The organism is Bradyrhizobium sp. 26S5 (assembly GCF_036923295.1).
GTDB lineage: Bacteria > Pseudomonadota > Alphaproteobacteria > Rhizobiales > Xanthobacteraceae > Bradyrhizobium > Bradyrhizobium septentrionale.
Genome location: NZ_CP145948.1, coordinates 875,032 through 891,405 on the forward strand (window position 1 = coordinate 875,032; position 16,374 = coordinate 891,405).

Genomic DNA, 16,374 nt, shown 5'->3' on the forward strand with positions numbered 1-16,374 from the left:
GCGACCACCGCCACTGCACAATTTGCAGCACCGCTCACGGAAAACGCGCGAAGAAGGCCCAAATCGTGTCGGCGCCGTCGATATCGCCGTTTTGCGGTCCGAGCAGCGCGGCCGCCAGTTTCGTAAAATGGGCGTCCGGGAAGTGGCCGGGCATGCGGTGGCCTCCGCTATTCACCCGGTAGAGCACGACGTCACGTCCTTGCGGACAGACCGAGTCGATCCGTGTGACAGTTGATTGATCGGAAGGGTTGCGGTCGGGCAGATCAGTGGTTGCGGCGTCCTTGCTCTCGCAGCCATTGATCCGCCGCCAGAATTGCAGGGTGCGTTCGGTCGACCAGAATCCGTCGACCGCGAAATAGCTGGTGCCGCGTCCACCCTGATAGGGGATCAACGGGTCGACGGTGCCGTTCATCAGGAGCATCGGCACCGGACGCGCGGGCCGGCAGGCGCGAGCGGATTCGTCGGTCAGGTTCATGACCACGCTGGCCGCCGCCGCGAACAGGTCGGCGCGTTCGCAGGCCAAGGTCATGGCCATCGCGCCGCCATTGGAGATGCCGGTGACATAGATGCGCTTCGGATCGGCGGTCCCGTCGCCGACGAGCTTCGCGATCAATTGCGCAATGAAGGCGACGTCGTCGGTGCCTTCCGGCGGCGGATCGGCGGCGCGCCGCGCGTTCGGCCGGGAGTCGGCCCAGGCGTGCTTCAACCCATCGGGATACGCCACCGCGAAGCCGTCGCGCCTGGCGATCAATGGACACGACGTCCGTGTGATCATGTCGGCGCTGCTCTGGGTCTTGCCGTGCAGCACGATGACGAGCGGCGCGGGCCTGGTTGCAGGTGGCTGCAGCGTGAATGTTCGCGTCGTGCCGTTGACGGTGAGTGAATCCGCGCGCACCGGCACGATGCTCGAGGCGATCGCGCCGGCCAAAACCAGCATACCGATTGGATGCCGTCGCATCGCTGAGGTTTCCTGTCCTCGCGATGGCGATATCAGCATGACGACACAGCCGGTTCAACCGGTCCGGCCGAACACGGCTTTCACGATCCGGTCGGCGGCTTCAGCGCATCGGCCCAGCGTGCGAACAGCGCGACTTGTTCCGCCGGCCAGGCGCCGTCGCAGGGCATGGTGCCGGCCTCCAGACGGGCCAGGATCTGCTGGCGATGCTTGATGACATCCGCCTCCTTCCAGAGGTCGAAGGCGAACAGCATCGAGTTGCGATCCATCAGCCGGAACAGCGGCCGGATGTGCGCTTCGAACTGCAGCGCCTCGCCCGGACCGGGCAGTGCTATGCTGGTCTCGGTTGCGGCTTGCGCGTCGCCTTCAATTGCGGACAGCCGCGCCGCGGGCGTTGCGTTGCAGACCCACCACCATCGCGGCACCGGCATGTTCGGCGGCGGTTTCGCACCGGCCCCCGAATTCTCCACCGCGATCCGTGAGCCCCATTCGATATAGGCGACGAACGCGGCGCGGAATTCCGGATCGGACGGCAGCCCGGCATCGTCGGCGCTCTGCACCATATAGGTGGCCCACAGCGCGCGTTGCTCCGTCCGGATCTCCTTGCCGATATGCTGCGACACCATCCGCCGATAACCGCCATAACGTTCGGTGTAGAAGCGCGGGCCGCCGAACACCTCGCTCAGCCACGCCGCCACCCGTTCGGGATGGTCCGGCGACATTTCGGCGAACAGCGGGCCGAGCAGCGGATCTTCCGGCACATAGCGGCCGTAGAAGATGCGGGTCATGTCGAGCAGCGCCGGATAGCCGCCGGCCCATTCGAACAGCGTCGGCTCGCGCAAGGGATCGGGGACCGGATCGCGAAATGCGACGTTCCAGTGCATGCCGCTGCAGAACGGCTTGTTCAGCGAAGAGCCGCAGCGGCACAGACTGACATGTTCCTGCGACGCGCCCGCGTTCCGTGCGACCGGCGTGCCATCCTCATCGACCAGATCGACATGGCCGGTGACGCGATAGGGGCCGTCCTTCGACACCTCGATCTGCGCCGCCCGGCTGACGTCGGACAGGTTGGCGTCGCGCGCGGGGCCAATGCCGATCCCGAGCGCGCCCGATGGGCACCTGCGCACCGCGTTGAAGAGATCGTCGAGCCGCGCGCCGCTCGGCGCGATGAAAGGCTCCTCGCCGAGATGAAACACGGAGCTGAGCCGGTCGGTGCAGAAGCCGGAATGCGCGCAGGTGCCGCGATTGTCGAACACGAATGCTTGCTGTCCCGCATAGACGTCGAGCTTGTCGGGCACGCGACGCGGATCCCTGGCGTCGGTGAAACCGCGCGCGACGTGGCTGTCGTCGCAGAACGGCTTGGTCTGCGATTGCCCGCAGCGGCAGAGCCGCACCGGCGCCTCGGCTGCGATCGGCACACCGAGATGATCGACGATCGGAATGCCGGGCTCGGGTTCGTAAGGCCCGTTGCGTCTGACGATGATGCGCTTGCGAACCTGTTGCTTATCGCTCGGGCCGTGAGCGGAACTGTCTTCTGTCATGCCTTGCAATGATCCCTGAACTCGCCCAACCCGCGCAAAGCGTGCTTAGATGGATCGATGGCGGCTCTCAACGAACCAGATGGAAAGTGCCGCGGGAGAACGGGATGATCCGCAAGACCAAGCGCAAATATGGCTGCCCGGTCGAGTTCTCGATCGATCAGCTCAGCGGCAAATGGAAGACCGTGATCCTGAGCCGGCTGAAGGTCCGGCCGATGCGCTACGGCGAACTGCGCCACGACATCCCGCAGCTCAGCGACAAGGTCTTGACCGAGCGCCTGCGCGATCTCTGCAATTCAGGCTTCGTCAGGCAGGAGCGCGGCGGTGGTTCCTCGCGCTACTGCCTGACCAAGCGCGGCGAGATGCTGAAACCGATGTTGCAGGCACTCTATGACTGGGGCGAAACCAATGCCGACGCCTTCGGCGTCCGCTTCCTCAGCGCCGAGGCAGACTAGAGCAAGATGAGATTAAGCTGTGGCCGCGAATTAAGGCGCGTTCGCTCTCCCGCCTGCGACGTGGAGCGTCAGTAGCAGCAGTCCGCAAATGCCATATGCGACAGCCTTGGGGCGAAGGACATTTGCGCAACTTCGGAATATTAGAAAAATATCCCTGAATTGCCCGACGTGTCAAGTTGCTTGGTCGAACGCCGGCCACCGCCGGCTACTTTGCATGGGGTTGTTTTCGATATTTTGGCAGCGCCCGCGGCGACGGTCCCATAAGTTCATACTGCACTAGTCTAGCGAGCGGATTTCCGGCCGGAACCTTAAGCAAGGATAGTCCGTTGTCGCGGGATGTTGGGGGCAATCAACCAAAGGAATGCTCATGCGCATCTCTACGGCATCCGTCATCGTTGCGGCGCTCTCGCTTGGAACACCTGCTTGGGCGCAAGTGCAGGGAACGCAGCCGAAGGCGCCGCCACAGGCTCAGTCTGACGAGTCCACCACCATCCGGAGCATACAGGTCGTGAACATCAAGGACCTCCAGCCCGACGTCCGGTCAAAGATCGAGGCTGTCGTAGCAAAGGCAAGCGAAGACGACCTGCGGAACCTTCGGGGTTCCATCGAGGGGTCCGCGGAAGCAGTATCCGCGCTTAAGGCGAAGGGCCTGAGCTCGTCACAGGTTGTCGCTGTCAATCTCGCCAACGGCGTGCTGACGCTTTTCGCCAAGACGGCCTGACAAGACGGCCTGAAGAAAATCGCAGCCTGAAGAAATTTGGACTCAACAAGAAGAGCCCGCCGGTTCATGCCGGCGGGCCTAGCCCGCCGCCTTCGCCGCCGCGCGTCCGGCGTTGCGGCCAGAAAACAGACAGCCGCCGAGGAACGTGCCCTCCAGCGAGCGATAGCCGTGCACGCCGCCACCGCCGAAGCCGGCGGCTTCGCCGGCCGCGTAGAGCCCGCGGATGATCTGGTGATCATTGCCGAACACGCGCGAATCCAGATCAGTCTCGAAGCCGCCGAGGGTCTTGCGGGTGAGGATGTTGAGCTTCACCGCGATCAGCGGGCCGTGCTCGGGATCAAGGATCCGATGCGGCTTCGCGGTGCGGATCAGCCTGTCGCCGATATAGCGGCGCGCATTGTGCAGGTTCATCACCTGCGCATCCTTGACGTAGGGATTGGTGATTTCGCGGTCGCGTGCCTCGATCTGCGTCTTGATGGCATCGAGCTGCAACAGCTCGTTGCCGGCGAGCTTGTTCATGGCACCGACGAGATCGGCGAGATTGTCGCGCACAATGAAGTCGGCGCCGTGCTGCTTGAAGGCTTCGACCGGCGCCGGCGCACCCTTGTTGGTGGCGCGCTTGATCGTCATGCGCCAGCTCTTGCCGGTGAGGTCCGGGTTCTGCTCCGAGCCTGAGAGCGCGAATTCCTTCTTGATGATGCTCTGGGTCAGGATGAACCACGAATAGTCGTAGCCTGTGCCCATGATGTAGTGCAGCTGCCCGAGCGTGTCGGAGCCCGGGAACAGCGGCGCGGGCAGCCGCTTGCCTGACGCGTCGAACCACAGCGATGACGGTCCCGGCAGAATCCGGATGCCGTGACGCGGCCAGATCGGGTTCCAGTTCCGGATGCCCTCAACATAGTGCCACATCCGGTCGCGGTTGATCAGCCGGCCGCCGGCCGCCTCGGTGATGCCGATCATGCGGCCGTCAACATGTTCGGGTACGCCGGAGATCATGAATTTGGGCGGTTCACCGAGCCGCTTCGGCCAGTTCTGCCGCACCAGTTCATGATTGCCGCCGATGCCGCCGGAGGCGACGATCACCGCCTGCGCGCGAAGTGCAAAATCGCCGACGACGGTGCGCGAGGAACTCTTGCCGCGCTCGACGCCTGTTGGTTCCAGGATGACGCCGCGTACGCCGTCGACCGCGCCGTTGCTGACATCGAGCGCGTCGACCCGATGGCGGAATTTGAACACCAGCCGTCCGCTTTTCGCGGCCTCGCGTGCGCGACGCTCGAATGGCTCGACGATGCCGGGACCGGTGCCCCCAGGTGACGTGAAAGCGCGGCACCGAATTGCCATGGCCCATCGCGTCATAGCCGCCGCGTTCGGCCCAGCCGACCACCGGGAAGATGCGATGGCCCATCGCGCGCAGCCAGTCGCGCTTCTCGCCCGCCGCGAACGCGACATAGGCTTCAGCCCATTTGCGCGGCCAGTGATCCTCCTCGCGATCGAAACCGGCGGTGCCCATCCAGTCCTGCAGTGCGAGGTCGGCGGAATCCTTGATGCCAAGCCGGCGCTGCTCCGGCGAATCGACCAGAAACAATCCGCCGAACGACCAGAAGGCCTGGCCGCCAATGCTCTGTTCCCCTTCCTGGTCGAGCACGATGACGCGCTTGCCCGCGTCGGCGATCTCGGTTGCGGCGACCAGGCCTGCCAGCCCGGCGCCAATCACGATCACATCCGCATCGTCAGCCATGTTTGATTCCCCCGTCCCGTTGCGATTGAAGACCGCGTGATTGCGCGCGGTCAACGCCAAATGGACCTTGCCTGTGGCGGCGCGGCACCAAGCTGTTGTTGCAGGCTGTTCCAGTTTGGGACCTTTTCCACGCTCCACTGCAGCGCGCGCGCAACACCCAATTTGAATTTGTTTTGACCGGCTTCGCTCGTCTGGACAAAAATCCGCGGCCGCAACACGCTCACAACCAACTTGCATCACAAGACCAACAGATTCGGTTTCGACTGGGGCTGGCCAATGAAGTTGATGACGGGGTTGCTCGCTGCGGTTCTCCTGCTGGCGGGAATGGGGGCGTCACAGGCAGTGGTCAGAATCGCCGACGATCGCGGCGGCAAGATCGGGGTCTATGTCGACAGATATCAGGACCTGCGCACGTCGGGTGAGACCGTCATCATCGACGGGTTGTGCGCCTCGGCCTGCACCATCGTGCTCGGCAAGGTTCCTCATGACCGGATTTGTGTGACGTCACACGCCAGTCTCGGCTTCCATGCGGCCTGGGATTACGGTGACGACGGCCGCCCGGTCCCCAATCCCGAAGCCACCCATATGCTGTACCTGATGTACCCGCCGGCCGTTCGCAGATGGATCACGGACCGCGGTGGCCTGACCCGCCGGATGATCTTCCTGCGCGGCAAGCAGCTACAGGCGCTGTACAAGCCGTGCTATCTCAATGCCCAGGCCTCGGCGTCGAAGCCCGAGCACTGAGCTCCGGCTGATCTCTGCATTTAATCCTCGTCTGCCATCGCCGGCGTGATCCGGCCGCTGCCGGGAGTAGCCTCGCTATCATTTGACGGCCTGCGGCCGCCGTTGCGCTTGCTGCCTGCCGGAACCCGGCTTATCTCAACCGTATGGTTCAGCCGATCTCCACCCGATCCGAGCTCGTGACGGCTCCGCAGGGCCGGGTGGCATCTGCGATCCTGTGGGGCGCCGCCGGCATCGGCGGGGTGGTCCTGCTTGCCGCCGCGGCGCTCTGGTTCCACTACGGGACCGCGGTGTTTTTCGAAATGATCACGGCCGGCATCTCCGCCTGCTTCTGACAAGGATGTCCTGCCCATGCCCCGGACCACTCGCCCGCTGGTGATCTTCGCCGCCTTCGCCGGCAGCCTCGCGGTCGGCCTGTTCCTTATGCTGTGGGCGGTCGGGGGTCTCCGCACTGTTGCCGCCCCGGCCGCGATCGGCGGCCCGTTCCAGCTCACCGACCAGGCCGGCCAGATCGTCACCGACAAGAACCTCCAGGGCAAGCCGACGCTGATCTTCTTCGGCTTCACCCATTGCCCGGACGTCTGCCCGACCTCGCTGTTCGAGATTTCCGAGGTCCTGAAGGCGATGGGCAAGGACGCCGATCGCGTGAATGCCTATTTCGTCTCGGTCGATCCGGAACGCGACACCGCCACCGCGATGAAGGATTACCTTTCGAGCTTCGATCCGCACCTCAAGGGCCTGACCGGCGACCCCGCCGCGATCGCCAAGGTGCTGTCGAGCTATCGCGTCTACGCCAAGAAGGTGCCGCTGAAGGATGGCGACTACACGATGGATCACACCGCGCTGATCTATCTGATGGATCGCGACGGCCGTTTCGTTTCGCCGTTCAATCTGAAACGGACGCCGGAAGAGGCCGCGGCCGATCTCAAACGGTATCTCTGATTGCCATTTCCGCTTCAGAATTAACCCAATCGGCGCTCGCATCACGCGCCGGATGGTCTATAAGCCGTTCAATTCCCTAAAATTGCCGGTTATGCCAGATTTGTCCGCCCAGCCCTTTGCCGTCCGCTCGCGCCAGCTTTGCCTGGCCGCGGGGGTGATGGCGGCTGGCTTGCTGGCTCTGGCAGGCCCTGCGATCGCGCAGACACCCCCCACCCAGGCACAGCAGGCGCCCGCGGCCAAGACGGCTCCCGCTCCAACTCCGGCTCCTTCCGCCAAACCGGCCCCTGCACCGATGGCGCCTGCGCCGCCCCCGGCCGCTGCCGTGCCACCGACCCCAACCCCGCCGCCCAAGGCCGCTGCCGAGGCCGCGCCGCAGGCGGTGCCGGGCTTCTGGGACCCGCGGCGCCGCCCGGATCGGCCGGACCTGTCGCGCCTCACCGTGATCCGCTTCCTGACCGAGACCGACTATCCGCCGTTCAACTTCACCGGGCCGGACGGCAATCCGGCCGGCTTCAACGTCGATCTGGCGCGTTCGCTCTGCGACGAGATCAAGGTCACCTGCACCATCCAGATGCGCCGCTTCGAGACCCTGATCGACGCGCTGGCCACCAACCGGGGCGATGCCATCATCGCGTCGATGGCGGTGACGCCGCAGCTGCGCGCCAAGGTCGATTTCACCGATCCCTATTACCGCGCGCCGGCACGCTTCGTGTCGCGCCGCGACAATGTGATGCCGGAAATCCGGCCGGAATATCTCGAGGGCAAGAAGGTCGGCGTCATCGCCGGCACCTCGCACGAGGCCTACCTCAAGGCGATGTTCACCGACGCCGAGATCCATTCCTATCCGGATAACGACGCGTTGCGCGCGGCGCTGCGCCGCGGCGAGGTCGACTTCATCTTTGGCGATGCGATCTCGCTCGCGTTCTGGATCAACGGCACCGATTCCGGCGAATGCTGCGCGTTCTCCGGCGGCCCCTTTGTCGAAAGCCGCTTTTTCGGTGAGGGCGTCGGCATCGCCGTCCGCAAGGGCAACGATCTGCTCCGGCAGTCGCTGAATTGGGCGCTGTTCCGGATCTGGGAAAAAGGCCGCTTCACCGATCTGTGGCTGCGCTATTTCTCGATCAGCCCGTTTTGAATCCGTCATTCCGGGGCGATGCATGGCATCGAACCCGGAATCTCGAGATTCCCCGATGCACAATTGTGCATCTGCGGTCTGGTGCTAACGCACCATCCCGGAATGACGAACCTGCCGTCGTTTTGCATTTTGCCGCGAAAGCGTTAGTTTTCGCGGCCTTTTTGGAGAAAGCCTGAAGAATGTCCGTGATTGATCTTGCTGCCAGCCCGAGCGACCTGCGGGCGCTCGCCGAACAATCCAACGCCTGGCCGTTCGAGCAGGCGAAAGCGATTGTGGCGCGGCTGAAGAAAAATCCGAAGGACGAGGTGCTGTTCGAGACCGGCTATGGTCCGTCGGGCCTGCCGCATATCGGCACGTTCGGCGAGGTTGCGCGCACCACGATGGTGCGCCACGCCTTCCGCGTGCTCACCGAGGACAAGATCAAGACCCGCCTGCTCGCCTTCTCCGACGACATGGACGGCCTGCGCAAGGTGCCGGACAATGTGCCGAACAAGGAGCTGCTGGAGCAGCATCTCGGCATGCCCTTGACCAAGGTGCCGGACCCGTTCGGCACCCATCCGAGCTTCGGCCAGCACAACAATGCCCGGCTGCGCGCCTTCCTCGACCAGTTCGGCTTCGATTACGAGTTCGCGAGCTCGACCGAATATTACACCTCGGGCCGGTTCGACGCCGCGCTGCTGCGCATGCTGGAGCGGATCGAGAAGGTGATGGCGATCATGCTGCCGTCGCTGCGCGAGGAGCGGGCGGCGAGCTACTCGCCGTTCCTGCCGATCTGTCCGCGCACCGGCCTCGTGCTCTACGTGCCGGTGACGGCGCACGACGCCAAGGCCGGCACGATCTCCTATGAGGATCCCGACACCAAGGAGAGCGTCACCGTTCCCGTCACCGGCGGCCGCTGCAAGCTGCAATGGAAGCCGGACTGGGCGATGCGCTGGTACGCGCTCGGCGTCGACTATGAAATGGCCGGCAAGGACCTGATCGACTCGGTGAAGCTGTCGGGCAAGATCTGCTCGGCGCTCGGCGGCACGCCGCCGGAAGGCTTCAACTACGAGCTGTTCCTCGACGAGAAGGGCCAGAAGATCTCGAAGTCGAAGGGCAACGGGCTGACCATCGACGAATGGCTGCGCTACGCCTCGCCGGAATCGCTTTCGCTGTTCATGTACCGTGAGCCCAAGGCGGCGAAGCGGCTTTATTTCGACGTCATCCCGCGCAATGTCGACGAGTACCAGCAGTTCCTCGACGGCTTCACGCGGCAGGAGGCGCGGCAGCAGCTGCAGAATCCGGTCTGGCACACCCATTCCGGCAAGCCGCCGCAGGCCGACATGCCCGTCACCTTCCAGCTCCTGCTGACGCTGGTGTCGTCGTCGAATGCGGAAAACGCCGAGACGCTGTGGGGCTTCATCGGCCGCTACCGGCCGGGCGTGACGCCGCAGACCCATCCCAAGCTCGACGCCATGGTCGGCTATGCCATCAACTACTATCGCGACTTCGTGGCGCCGACCAAGCAGTTCCGCGAGCCGACCGATGGCGAACGCGCCGCGCTGCAGGATCTGCGCGATGCGCTTGCCAACATGCCGGCGGATGCGACCGCGGAGGACATCCAGAACGTGGTCTATGAGATCGGCCGCCGCGAGCCGTTCCTCGACGTGGTGAAGAAGGGCAAGGACGGCCGTCCCGGCGTCTCGCTCGACTGGTTCAACATGCTCTACCAGGTGCTGCTCGGCCAGGAGAAGGGCCCGCGCTTCGGCTCCTTCGTCGCGGTCTACGGCGTGCAGAACGCGGTCAACATGATCGACGGCGCGCTGGCGCGGTCGTCGTAGATCGATGAGCTTTCACGCCATGGTCGTCCCTGCCTAGTGCGCAATTGCGCACGCGAGCAGGGACCCATAACCACAGCTGCGAGACGGTAGCGTAGGCTGTGGCCTAAGCTCGTAACGTACGACCATTCGTGGTTATGGGTCCCGGCTCAAGGCCGGGACGACAGCGATGATTGCGGCCGCCATAGACGACAAGCCCGCAAAATCCGGATGGCTGATCCTCGCCAATTTCACCCAAGGCCGCCGCCGGATTGCGCTACACTCCGCCCATAAAATCAGGACGGCCTCCGCCGAGAGGCCGGCACAGATGGGAGCATGCGCATGCAGTTCAGGGTTTCGCCGACATCGCTGCAGGACAGTTCGAGCGCCGAGGAATGGCAGGCGCGGGTCGATCTCGCGGCAGCACATCGGCTCGCCTTCAACCACGGCTTTTCGGAAGGCATCTTCAACCATCTCACCTTGGTGGTGCCCGGCCGCACCGACCGCTACTACCAGATCCCGTTCGGCATGCATTGGTCGGAGGTCACCGCGTCGTCCTTCATGGAGGTCGGCATCGACGATGCCGAGGTGAAGCGCGGCGAGGGCGAGGTCGAGCGCTCCTGCTATTGCATCCATGCGCCGATCCACAAGGCGCTGCCGCAGGCCAAGGCGGTATTCCACACCCACATGCCCTATGCGAGCGCGCTGACCCGGCTTGAGGATCCGCGCATCAAGGAGATCGGGCAGACCGAGGTCGGGCTGTCGGAGGCGATTGCCTATGACGATCTCTACACCGGCCCCGCGCTTGATCCCGAGGAAGGTGCGCGGCTCGCCAGGGTGATCGGCAACAAGACCATCTTGTTCATGGCCAATCACGGCATCTCGACCGTCGGCGCGACCGTCGCCGACGCCTATGACCGGCTCTATTACATCGAGCGCGCCGCGCAGGTGCAGATCTACGCGATGTGGACCCAGCAGCCACTCAAGCAATTGCCGCAGCACGTGGTCGAGAAGACCAAGCGCGATTTCCGCGACGACCATCTCTACAACGGCCCGACCCCGGCGCAGCGGCATTTCGATGCGCTGAAGCGGATGCTGGACCGCAAGGAGCCGGACTACGCGACGTAAGGGGCTCGGACGGCGCTACAACCTCCGCCGTCGTCCCGGCGAAGGCCGGGACCCATTACCACAGGATTGAGTTGTTGGAGCAGGCCGGGGCACCAGCCTGCTCAAACAGGGCGTGCGGTGGTTATGGGTCCCGGGTCGCGCTTCGCTTGCCCGGGACGACATCGGTATTGGTGGCGACGGACTCGCCAGCTACTGACTTGCCCACACGATGCGTGCGATCCACACCACCTCTTCGGCGTCGAGCATGCGGTCGGGGTGCTCCGGATTGAGCGACGCGAGTTCCAGCACCTTGGCGGTGCGGCGCCTCAATTCCTTCACCATCACCTCGCCGCCGGTCGTGCGCACCACGACGCGGTCGCCGCGGCGGATCGCGGTCGCGGGTGACACCACGATGATGTCACCTTCGCGATAGGCGGGCTTCATCGAGTCGCCCTCGATCTCCAGCGCATAGGCGTGCTCGTCGGTGGTGGCCGGCAGCGCCACTTCATCCCAGCCCTTGCCGGCGGGAAAACCGCTATCGTCGAAAAAGCCGCCGGCGCCGGCCTGGGCGAAGCCGATCAGGGGTACCGACTGGCCGCCGCGCGGGCCGTCGCCGAGCAGCTGCACGAAGGTCTCCATGCTGGCATTGCTCGCGGCCAGCGCCTTGGAGAGCGATTCGGTCGACGGCCAGCGCTCGCGCCCGTCGCTGGTCACGCGCTTGGACTTGTTGAAGGTGGTGGGATCGAGGCCGGACTGCTTGGCAAGGCCGGACGGCGACAGGCCGGCGCGTTCGGCGAGCCGGTCGAGCGCGGCCCAGACCTGAGCGTGGGTCAGCGGTCGGGCGGCTTTGGGCTGTTTGGCCATCGAGGATGTCCCCGGGTGCAGTCCTAGGAATTATTGCCTGAAACTCGCGAATTTCGCAAATCTGCCGTGTTCTGTGTCCCGGCGCCGCTTGAGTTGCGCCGCCGCCGCCGATACGGTCCCTCGCTCGCCCGGTGGCGTCTGGGGCAATCCCCATCAAATCCGGATAAACCCCAAGAGATTCAAGGACAAAAGGGAGCGCCGGCCCGTGCCTATGATCTACAAAATCACCCCCGCTTCGGCCTGGCGTGAGGCCGAGCGGCAGGGCGTGTACCGGGGCAGTGCGGACGACCAACGCGACGGCTTCATCCATTTTTCCACCGCCTCGCAGGTGGCCGAGACCGCGCGCAAGCACTACCACGGGCAAACCGGCCTATTCCTGGTCGAGGTCGATGCCGATGCGCTCGGTGACGATTTGCGCTGGGAGCGTTCGCGCAACGACGAGCTGTTCCCGCATCTCTATGGCGAGCTCGACCTCGGCGCAGTCACCGAAATCCTCGACCTGCGCGCGCGCTCCGACGGCGGTCACGACGTTCCGGAGCTCGAGCCGTGATCCGTGCCTTCGACGCCTTCTCACTGCCGCTGCTGCGCTGGTTCGATCCGGAAGATGCCCATCGCATGGCGATCCAGGGCCTGAAGCTGCTGCCGCCGATCCGGCAGCGAGTGGATGATCCCAAGCTCGCGGTGCGCGCCTTCGGGCTCAACTTTCCGAACCCGATCGGCATGGCGGCGGGCTTCGACAAGAGCGCGGAAGTGCCCGACGCGCTGCTGCGGCTCGGCTTCGGCTTTGTCGAGATCGGCTCGGTGACGCCGAAGCCGCAAGCAGGCAATCCGCGGCCGCGGCTGTTTCGCCTGGAACGCGACGAGGCCGTGATCAACCGCATGGGCTTCAACAATGACGGCGCGGAGGCCGTGCTGCGACGGCTCGCCGCGCGGGCCGCCGGCGGCGGCATCATCGGGGTCAATGTCGGGGCCAACAAGGATTCGTCCGACCGTGTCGCCGACTACGTGAAGCTGATCGAGACGTTTGCCCCGGTCGCGAGCTATTTCACCGTCAACGTGTCCTCACCGAATACGCCGGGCCTGCGCAATCTGCAGCAATCGGCGGCGCTCGACGATTTGCTGGCGCGGGTCATCGATACCCGCGAGCGCGTGCGCAAGAACGCCGGCGATTCGCCGGTCCTGCTGAAGATCGCGCCGGATCTGAGTCTCGCCGAGCTCGACGACGTCGTGCACATCGCCCGCTCGCGGCGCGTCGACGGCATGATCGTCGCCAACACTACGCTGGCGCGTCCCTCGACCTTGCGCGAGGAGAACCGCGCCAAGGAGCAGGGCGGCCTGTCGGGCCGTCCGCTGTTCCGCCTGTCGACGCGGATGGTGGCCGAGACCTATGTCCGCGTCGAAGGCGCATTTCCGCTGATCGGCGTCGGCGGCATCGACTCCGGTGGCGCCGCGCTGACGAAAATTCGCGCCGGCGCCAGTCTGATCCAGCTCTATTCCTCGCTGGTCTACAAGGGCATCGGTCTGGTCGAGGGCATCAAGCGCGATCTGTCTTCGACCCTGCTGCGCACCGGCCGCGACTCGCTGTCGGAAATCGTCGGCGCCGATGCCGCGACCATCACGGCCGAGGACTGGCCGGTGAGATAACGACTCTCTCGTGCCCCGGATGCAGTGCAACGCAAGTTGCGGCGTGGTGCGCTGCTGGTCCGGGGCACATGGTTGACATAGGTCCCGGCTCTGCGGCGCGTCACTTCGTGCCGCACCGCGTCCGGGACACGAGAGGCTTAGCCGGGCTACGCAGCCTTGAACGTCTTCCTGAACAGCGCCGGATAGCGCAGGCCCTGCAGGCCGCCGCGTGCGACGTAGAAGCCGAGCAGCGCGATCCACAGTCCGGTGTTGCCGAACGAGTTGAGTGCCCACCAGGCGGCGAGGAAGATCGCGAGCGAGGCCAGCATCAAATTGCGCATCTCGCGCGCCCAGGTCGCGCCGACATAGATGCCATCGAAACCGAACGCGAACACGCCGGGCAGGGGCGCCAGGATCACGAACAGCAGGAAGTCGCGTGCATAGCGGCGCACGTCGTCGCTGGTCGTCATCAGATTGATCAGTGCCGGTCCGAACAGCGCAAACAGCACCGATACGACCAGCGCAAAGCCTAAACCCCACAGCAGCACCAGCCGGGTCGAATCGGCGAAGCCTCGTGCATCGCGCGCGCCGAACGCACGGCCGCACAGCTGCTGGGCGGCGTTGGCGAGGCCATCGAGGAAGAAGGCGCTGACCAGCAGGAAATTGTTCAGCACCGAATTCGCCGCCAGCGTCACGTCGCCTTCGCGCGCGCCCTTGGCGGTGAAGAACAGGAACACGATGATCAGCGCCGCGGTGCGGACCATGATGTCGCGGTTGACCGCCAGCATGCGCATCAGCTTGGCGCGATCAAACAGCGTGGCTGCGGGAACGGCGAAGCCGCCCTGCGAGATCCGCCAGGCCGCGATGATACCGGCTGCAAAGCCTGTGGCTTCGGCCAGCACGGCGGCGATCGCGGCGCCCGCGATGCCTGCGGCGTAGACCTGCACCAGCAGCACAGTGGCGGCCACGTTGATGAGATTGACCACGATCTGTAGGACGAGCGCGAGATTGGCGCGCGCCTGTCCGACCAGCCAGCCCAGGATGACGTAATTGGCCAGCGCCAGCGGCGCCGACCAGATCCGGATCATGAAATAGCTCTTGGCCGCGTGCGTGACGCCCTCGCTGCCGCCCATCAGCTGGAACGTGACCGTGGCGAGCGGCACCTGCAGCGCGATCAGCGCAGCACCGATCAGGCCGGCGACGATGAAACCGCGCATCAGGATCGCGGCATATTCCCTGATCTCGCCGGCGCCTTGCGCCTGCGCGGTGAAAGCCAGCGTGCTCATGCGCAGGAAGGCGAACAGCCAGAACAGGCAGTCGAAGATCACCGAGGCCATCGCCACGCCGCCGAGCAGCGCGGCATCGTCGAGCCGGCCGATCGCGGTGGTCGAGACGATGCCGATCAGCGGCGTGGTCAGGTTGGCGACCATCGCGGGTCCGGCGATGGCGAATACCTGGCGCGTCGTGATCTTTGGGTGGATGGGTGCGTGCATGGCTACAGTTGCGAGGAATGTACGTTTCTATCGCGTCATCCGTCGCGCGGCCATGCTGGAATTGTTCTCAGAGCAATGCGGTGGCGAGGGGGCGGAGCAGCGACAAAGCCATCACATGGTCAGAACTCGACCACCATGCCGTCGCTTGCCGCCGTGTAGGGCAGATCGCCGACGCGGCCAAGCATGTCGTCGCTCATATGGGTGAGCACCACGCGTTTCGCGTTGATGGCCGGCAGATGCGCATCCAGCGTTGTCAGGCTGAGATGGTTCTTGACCATTTTGTCGTAGGTGTAGGCTTCGGCGACGAAGAGGTCGGCATCCTGCGCGGCCGGGATCAGCGCGTCGGTCCACTCGGTGTCGGCGCTGTAGCTGATGACGCGGCCTTCCGCCTCGATCCGATAGGCCAGAAACGGCCCGCCGGATTCGCCATGCATGACCGGGTAGGGCGTCACGGTCACCTCGCCAAAGCTGCGCCGCTGCTGCGGTGTGAGCGTGACCACAGACAGATCGAAGCGTTGTTTGGTTTTGGAGGAATGCTCGAACGTCACCTCCATCACCGCAGGCAATTTCGTTTCGATGCCCTCAGGCCCGGCGATCACGAGCGGCCGTGCGCGGCGGGAGAACTGTGCATCGAGCAGGAAGAACGGCAGGCCGGCAAAATGATCGCCGTGAAAATGCGTGATCAGGATCAGGTCGATCGCCTCGCAGTCGATCTCGAGCCGCTTCAACGCCGGGAGCGACGAGGCGCCGCAGTCGATCAGGAAATTGGCGCGCCCGCCGCTGACATGGAAACAGGTGTTGAAGCGGCCTCCGGAGCCGAATGCATCGCCGCAGCCGACAAATCGCAATTGCATCGGCTGCGAGCTCTCCTTGGGATCAGCGGCCGCGCGGCGCGCCGAACAGCCGCGACAACAGCCAGATCGGGATCACGATCACCGCGCCGAGCAGGAAGTAACGCCAGGCCCAGTTGATCGCGTCGAAGCCGAAATCCCAGAGGCTCTGGAACAGCCTGCGGATGCTGTAGAGGATGTTCCAGGGATCGAGGCCGATCGCGGCGAGCACAACGCCGACCAGGATCGAAAGCAGGATCAGCCGGAACGCCACCGCGAGCGGCGATCCGCCGAGAAAGCGGTACAGGCCGTCGCTCTGGCCGGCCGGCAAGCCCCGGATGTCGTTTGGCATCGCTTTCTCCTGGCGGAATCGCCCGCGCATTATAGGTCACGGCGCAGCACATGGGAAACCCGTGAGCCGCGATCAATGGCTGCC

Annotated in this window: 16 protein-coding genes and 1 pseudogene; 10 read left to right on the forward strand and 7 right to left on the reverse strand. The window is 64.8% G+C overall.

The window, feature by feature from the left end:
* Positions 1–34 precede the first annotated feature (34 nt).
* Together V5279_RS04040 and V5279_RS04045 are read right to left on the reverse strand one after the other, a co-directional pair.
* Positions 35–958, reverse strand: coding sequence for an alpha/beta hydrolase family esterase (locus V5279_RS04040; protein WP_338695309.1), 924 nt, complete (start codon positions 956–958; stop codon positions 35–37).
* Between the two features lie 80 nt (positions 959–1,038).
* Positions 1,039–2,496, reverse strand: coding sequence for a CDGSH iron-sulfur domain-containing protein (locus V5279_RS04045; protein WP_338695311.1), 1,458 nt, complete (start codon positions 2,494–2,496; stop codon positions 1,039–1,041).
* Between the two features lie 104 nt (positions 2,497–2,600).
* Here V5279_RS04045 and V5279_RS04050 point away from each other — a divergent pair, with 104 nt between their 5' ends.
* Together V5279_RS04050 and V5279_RS04055 are read left to right on the forward strand one after the other, a co-directional pair.
* Entirely contained in the window at positions 2,601–2,948 is a 348-nt protein-coding gene (locus V5279_RS04050; protein ID WP_338695313.1) for a helix-turn-helix domain-containing protein, read from the forward strand.
* 367 nt (positions 2,949–3,315) lie between these two features.
* Positions 3,316–3,669 (forward strand): hypothetical protein, encoded by a 354-nt coding sequence (locus V5279_RS04055; RefSeq protein WP_338028990.1) that lies wholly within the window; start codon positions 3,316–3,318, stop codon positions 3,667–3,669.
* 78 nt (positions 3,670–3,747) lie between these two features.
* On the opposite strand, the pseudogene V5279_RS04060 reads toward V5279_RS04055, so the two are convergent.
* A pseudogene (locus tag V5279_RS04060) lies at positions 3,748–5,407 on the reverse strand (FAD-binding dehydrogenase).
* A gap of 276 nt (positions 5,408–5,683) precedes the next feature.
* On the opposite strand from V5279_RS04060, the gene V5279_RS04065 reads away from it, so the two are divergent.
* The 6 genes from V5279_RS04065 to V5279_RS04090 all read left to right on the forward strand — a co-directional run bounded on the left by V5279_RS04065 (position 5,684) and on the right by V5279_RS04090 (position 11,149).
* Positions 5,684–6,151 (forward strand): hypothetical protein, encoded by a 468-nt coding sequence (locus V5279_RS04065; protein WP_338695317.1) that lies wholly within the window; start codon positions 5,684–5,686, stop codon positions 6,149–6,151.
* A 197-nt stretch (positions 6,152–6,348) separates the two neighbouring features.
* Positions 6,349–6,483 carry a hypothetical protein gene (locus tag V5279_RS04070; RefSeq protein WP_414645898.1) on the forward strand — a complete coding sequence of 45 codons (135 nt, stop codon included), beginning with the start codon at positions 6,349–6,351 and terminating at the stop codon, positions 6,481–6,483.
* Positions 6,484–6,499: 16 nt separating this feature from the next.
* Positions 6,500–7,090, forward strand: a complete 591-nt coding sequence (locus V5279_RS04075; RefSeq protein WP_338695322.1) for an SCO family protein — start codon at positions 6,500–6,502, stop codon at positions 7,088–7,090.
* Positions 7,091–7,382: 292 nt separating this feature from the next.
* Positions 7,383–8,225, forward strand: coding sequence for a transporter substrate-binding domain-containing protein (locus V5279_RS04080; RefSeq protein WP_338695324.1), 843 nt, complete (start codon positions 7,383–7,385; stop codon positions 8,223–8,225).
* Positions 8,226–8,404: 179 nt separating this feature from the next.
* The gene (locus tag V5279_RS04085) at positions 8,405–10,045 is read left to right on the forward strand and encodes a lysine--tRNA ligase (protein WP_338695326.1); all 1,641 of its coding nucleotides are present in this window, start codon (positions 8,405–8,407) and stop codon (positions 10,043–10,045) included.
* A gap of 318 nt (positions 10,046–10,363) precedes the next feature.
* Complete coding sequence (locus V5279_RS04090) at positions 10,364–11,149, forward strand: class II aldolase/adducin family protein (RefSeq protein WP_338695328.1); 786 nt, start codon at positions 10,364–10,366, stop codon at positions 11,147–11,149.
* A gap of 189 nt (positions 11,150–11,338) precedes the next feature.
* Here the strand turns inward: V5279_RS04090 and V5279_RS04095 are convergent, their stop codons facing one another.
* Complete coding sequence (locus tag V5279_RS04095) at positions 11,339–11,992, reverse strand: helix-turn-helix transcriptional regulator (protein ID WP_338695330.1); 654 nt, start codon at positions 11,990–11,992, stop codon at positions 11,339–11,341.
* Positions 11,993–12,197: 205 nt separating this feature from the next.
* Between V5279_RS04095 and V5279_RS04100 the strand changes: the two genes are divergently transcribed.
* Both V5279_RS04100 and V5279_RS04105 read left to right on the forward strand, forming a co-directional pair.
* The gene (locus tag V5279_RS04100; protein ID WP_338695332.1) at positions 12,198–12,542 is read left to right on the forward strand and encodes a DUF952 domain-containing protein; all 345 of its coding nucleotides are present in this window, start codon (positions 12,198–12,200) and stop codon (positions 12,540–12,542) included.
* Positions 12,539–13,636: a quinone-dependent dihydroorotate dehydrogenase gene (locus tag V5279_RS04105; RefSeq protein ID WP_338695334.1), complete on the forward strand. Its 1,098-nt coding sequence runs from the start codon at positions 12,539–12,541 to the stop codon at positions 13,634–13,636. The genes V5279_RS04100 and V5279_RS04105 overlap by 4 nt, the downstream gene beginning before the upstream one ends.
* A gap of 146 nt (positions 13,637–13,782) precedes the next feature.
* On the opposite strand, the gene V5279_RS04110 is transcribed toward V5279_RS04105, so the two are convergent.
* The 3 genes from V5279_RS04110 to V5279_RS04120 form a co-directional block, all read right to left on the reverse strand.
* Complete coding sequence (locus tag V5279_RS04110; protein WP_338695336.1) at positions 13,783–15,108, reverse strand: MATE family efflux transporter; 1,326 nt, start codon at positions 15,106–15,108, stop codon at positions 13,783–13,785.
* A gap of 119 nt (positions 15,109–15,227) precedes the next feature.
* A complete protein-coding gene (locus V5279_RS04115) occupies positions 15,228–15,962 on the reverse strand; it encodes an MBL fold metallo-hydrolase (RefSeq protein WP_338695337.1) in 735 nt (244 codons plus the stop codon).
* A gap of 22 nt (positions 15,963–15,984) precedes the next feature.
* Positions 15,985–16,290 carry a DUF6460 domain-containing protein gene (locus V5279_RS04120; protein ID WP_338695338.1) on the reverse strand — a complete coding sequence of 102 codons (306 nt, stop codon included), beginning with the start codon at positions 16,288–16,290 and terminating at the stop codon, positions 15,985–15,987.
* Positions 16,291–16,374: the final 84 nt, after the last annotated feature.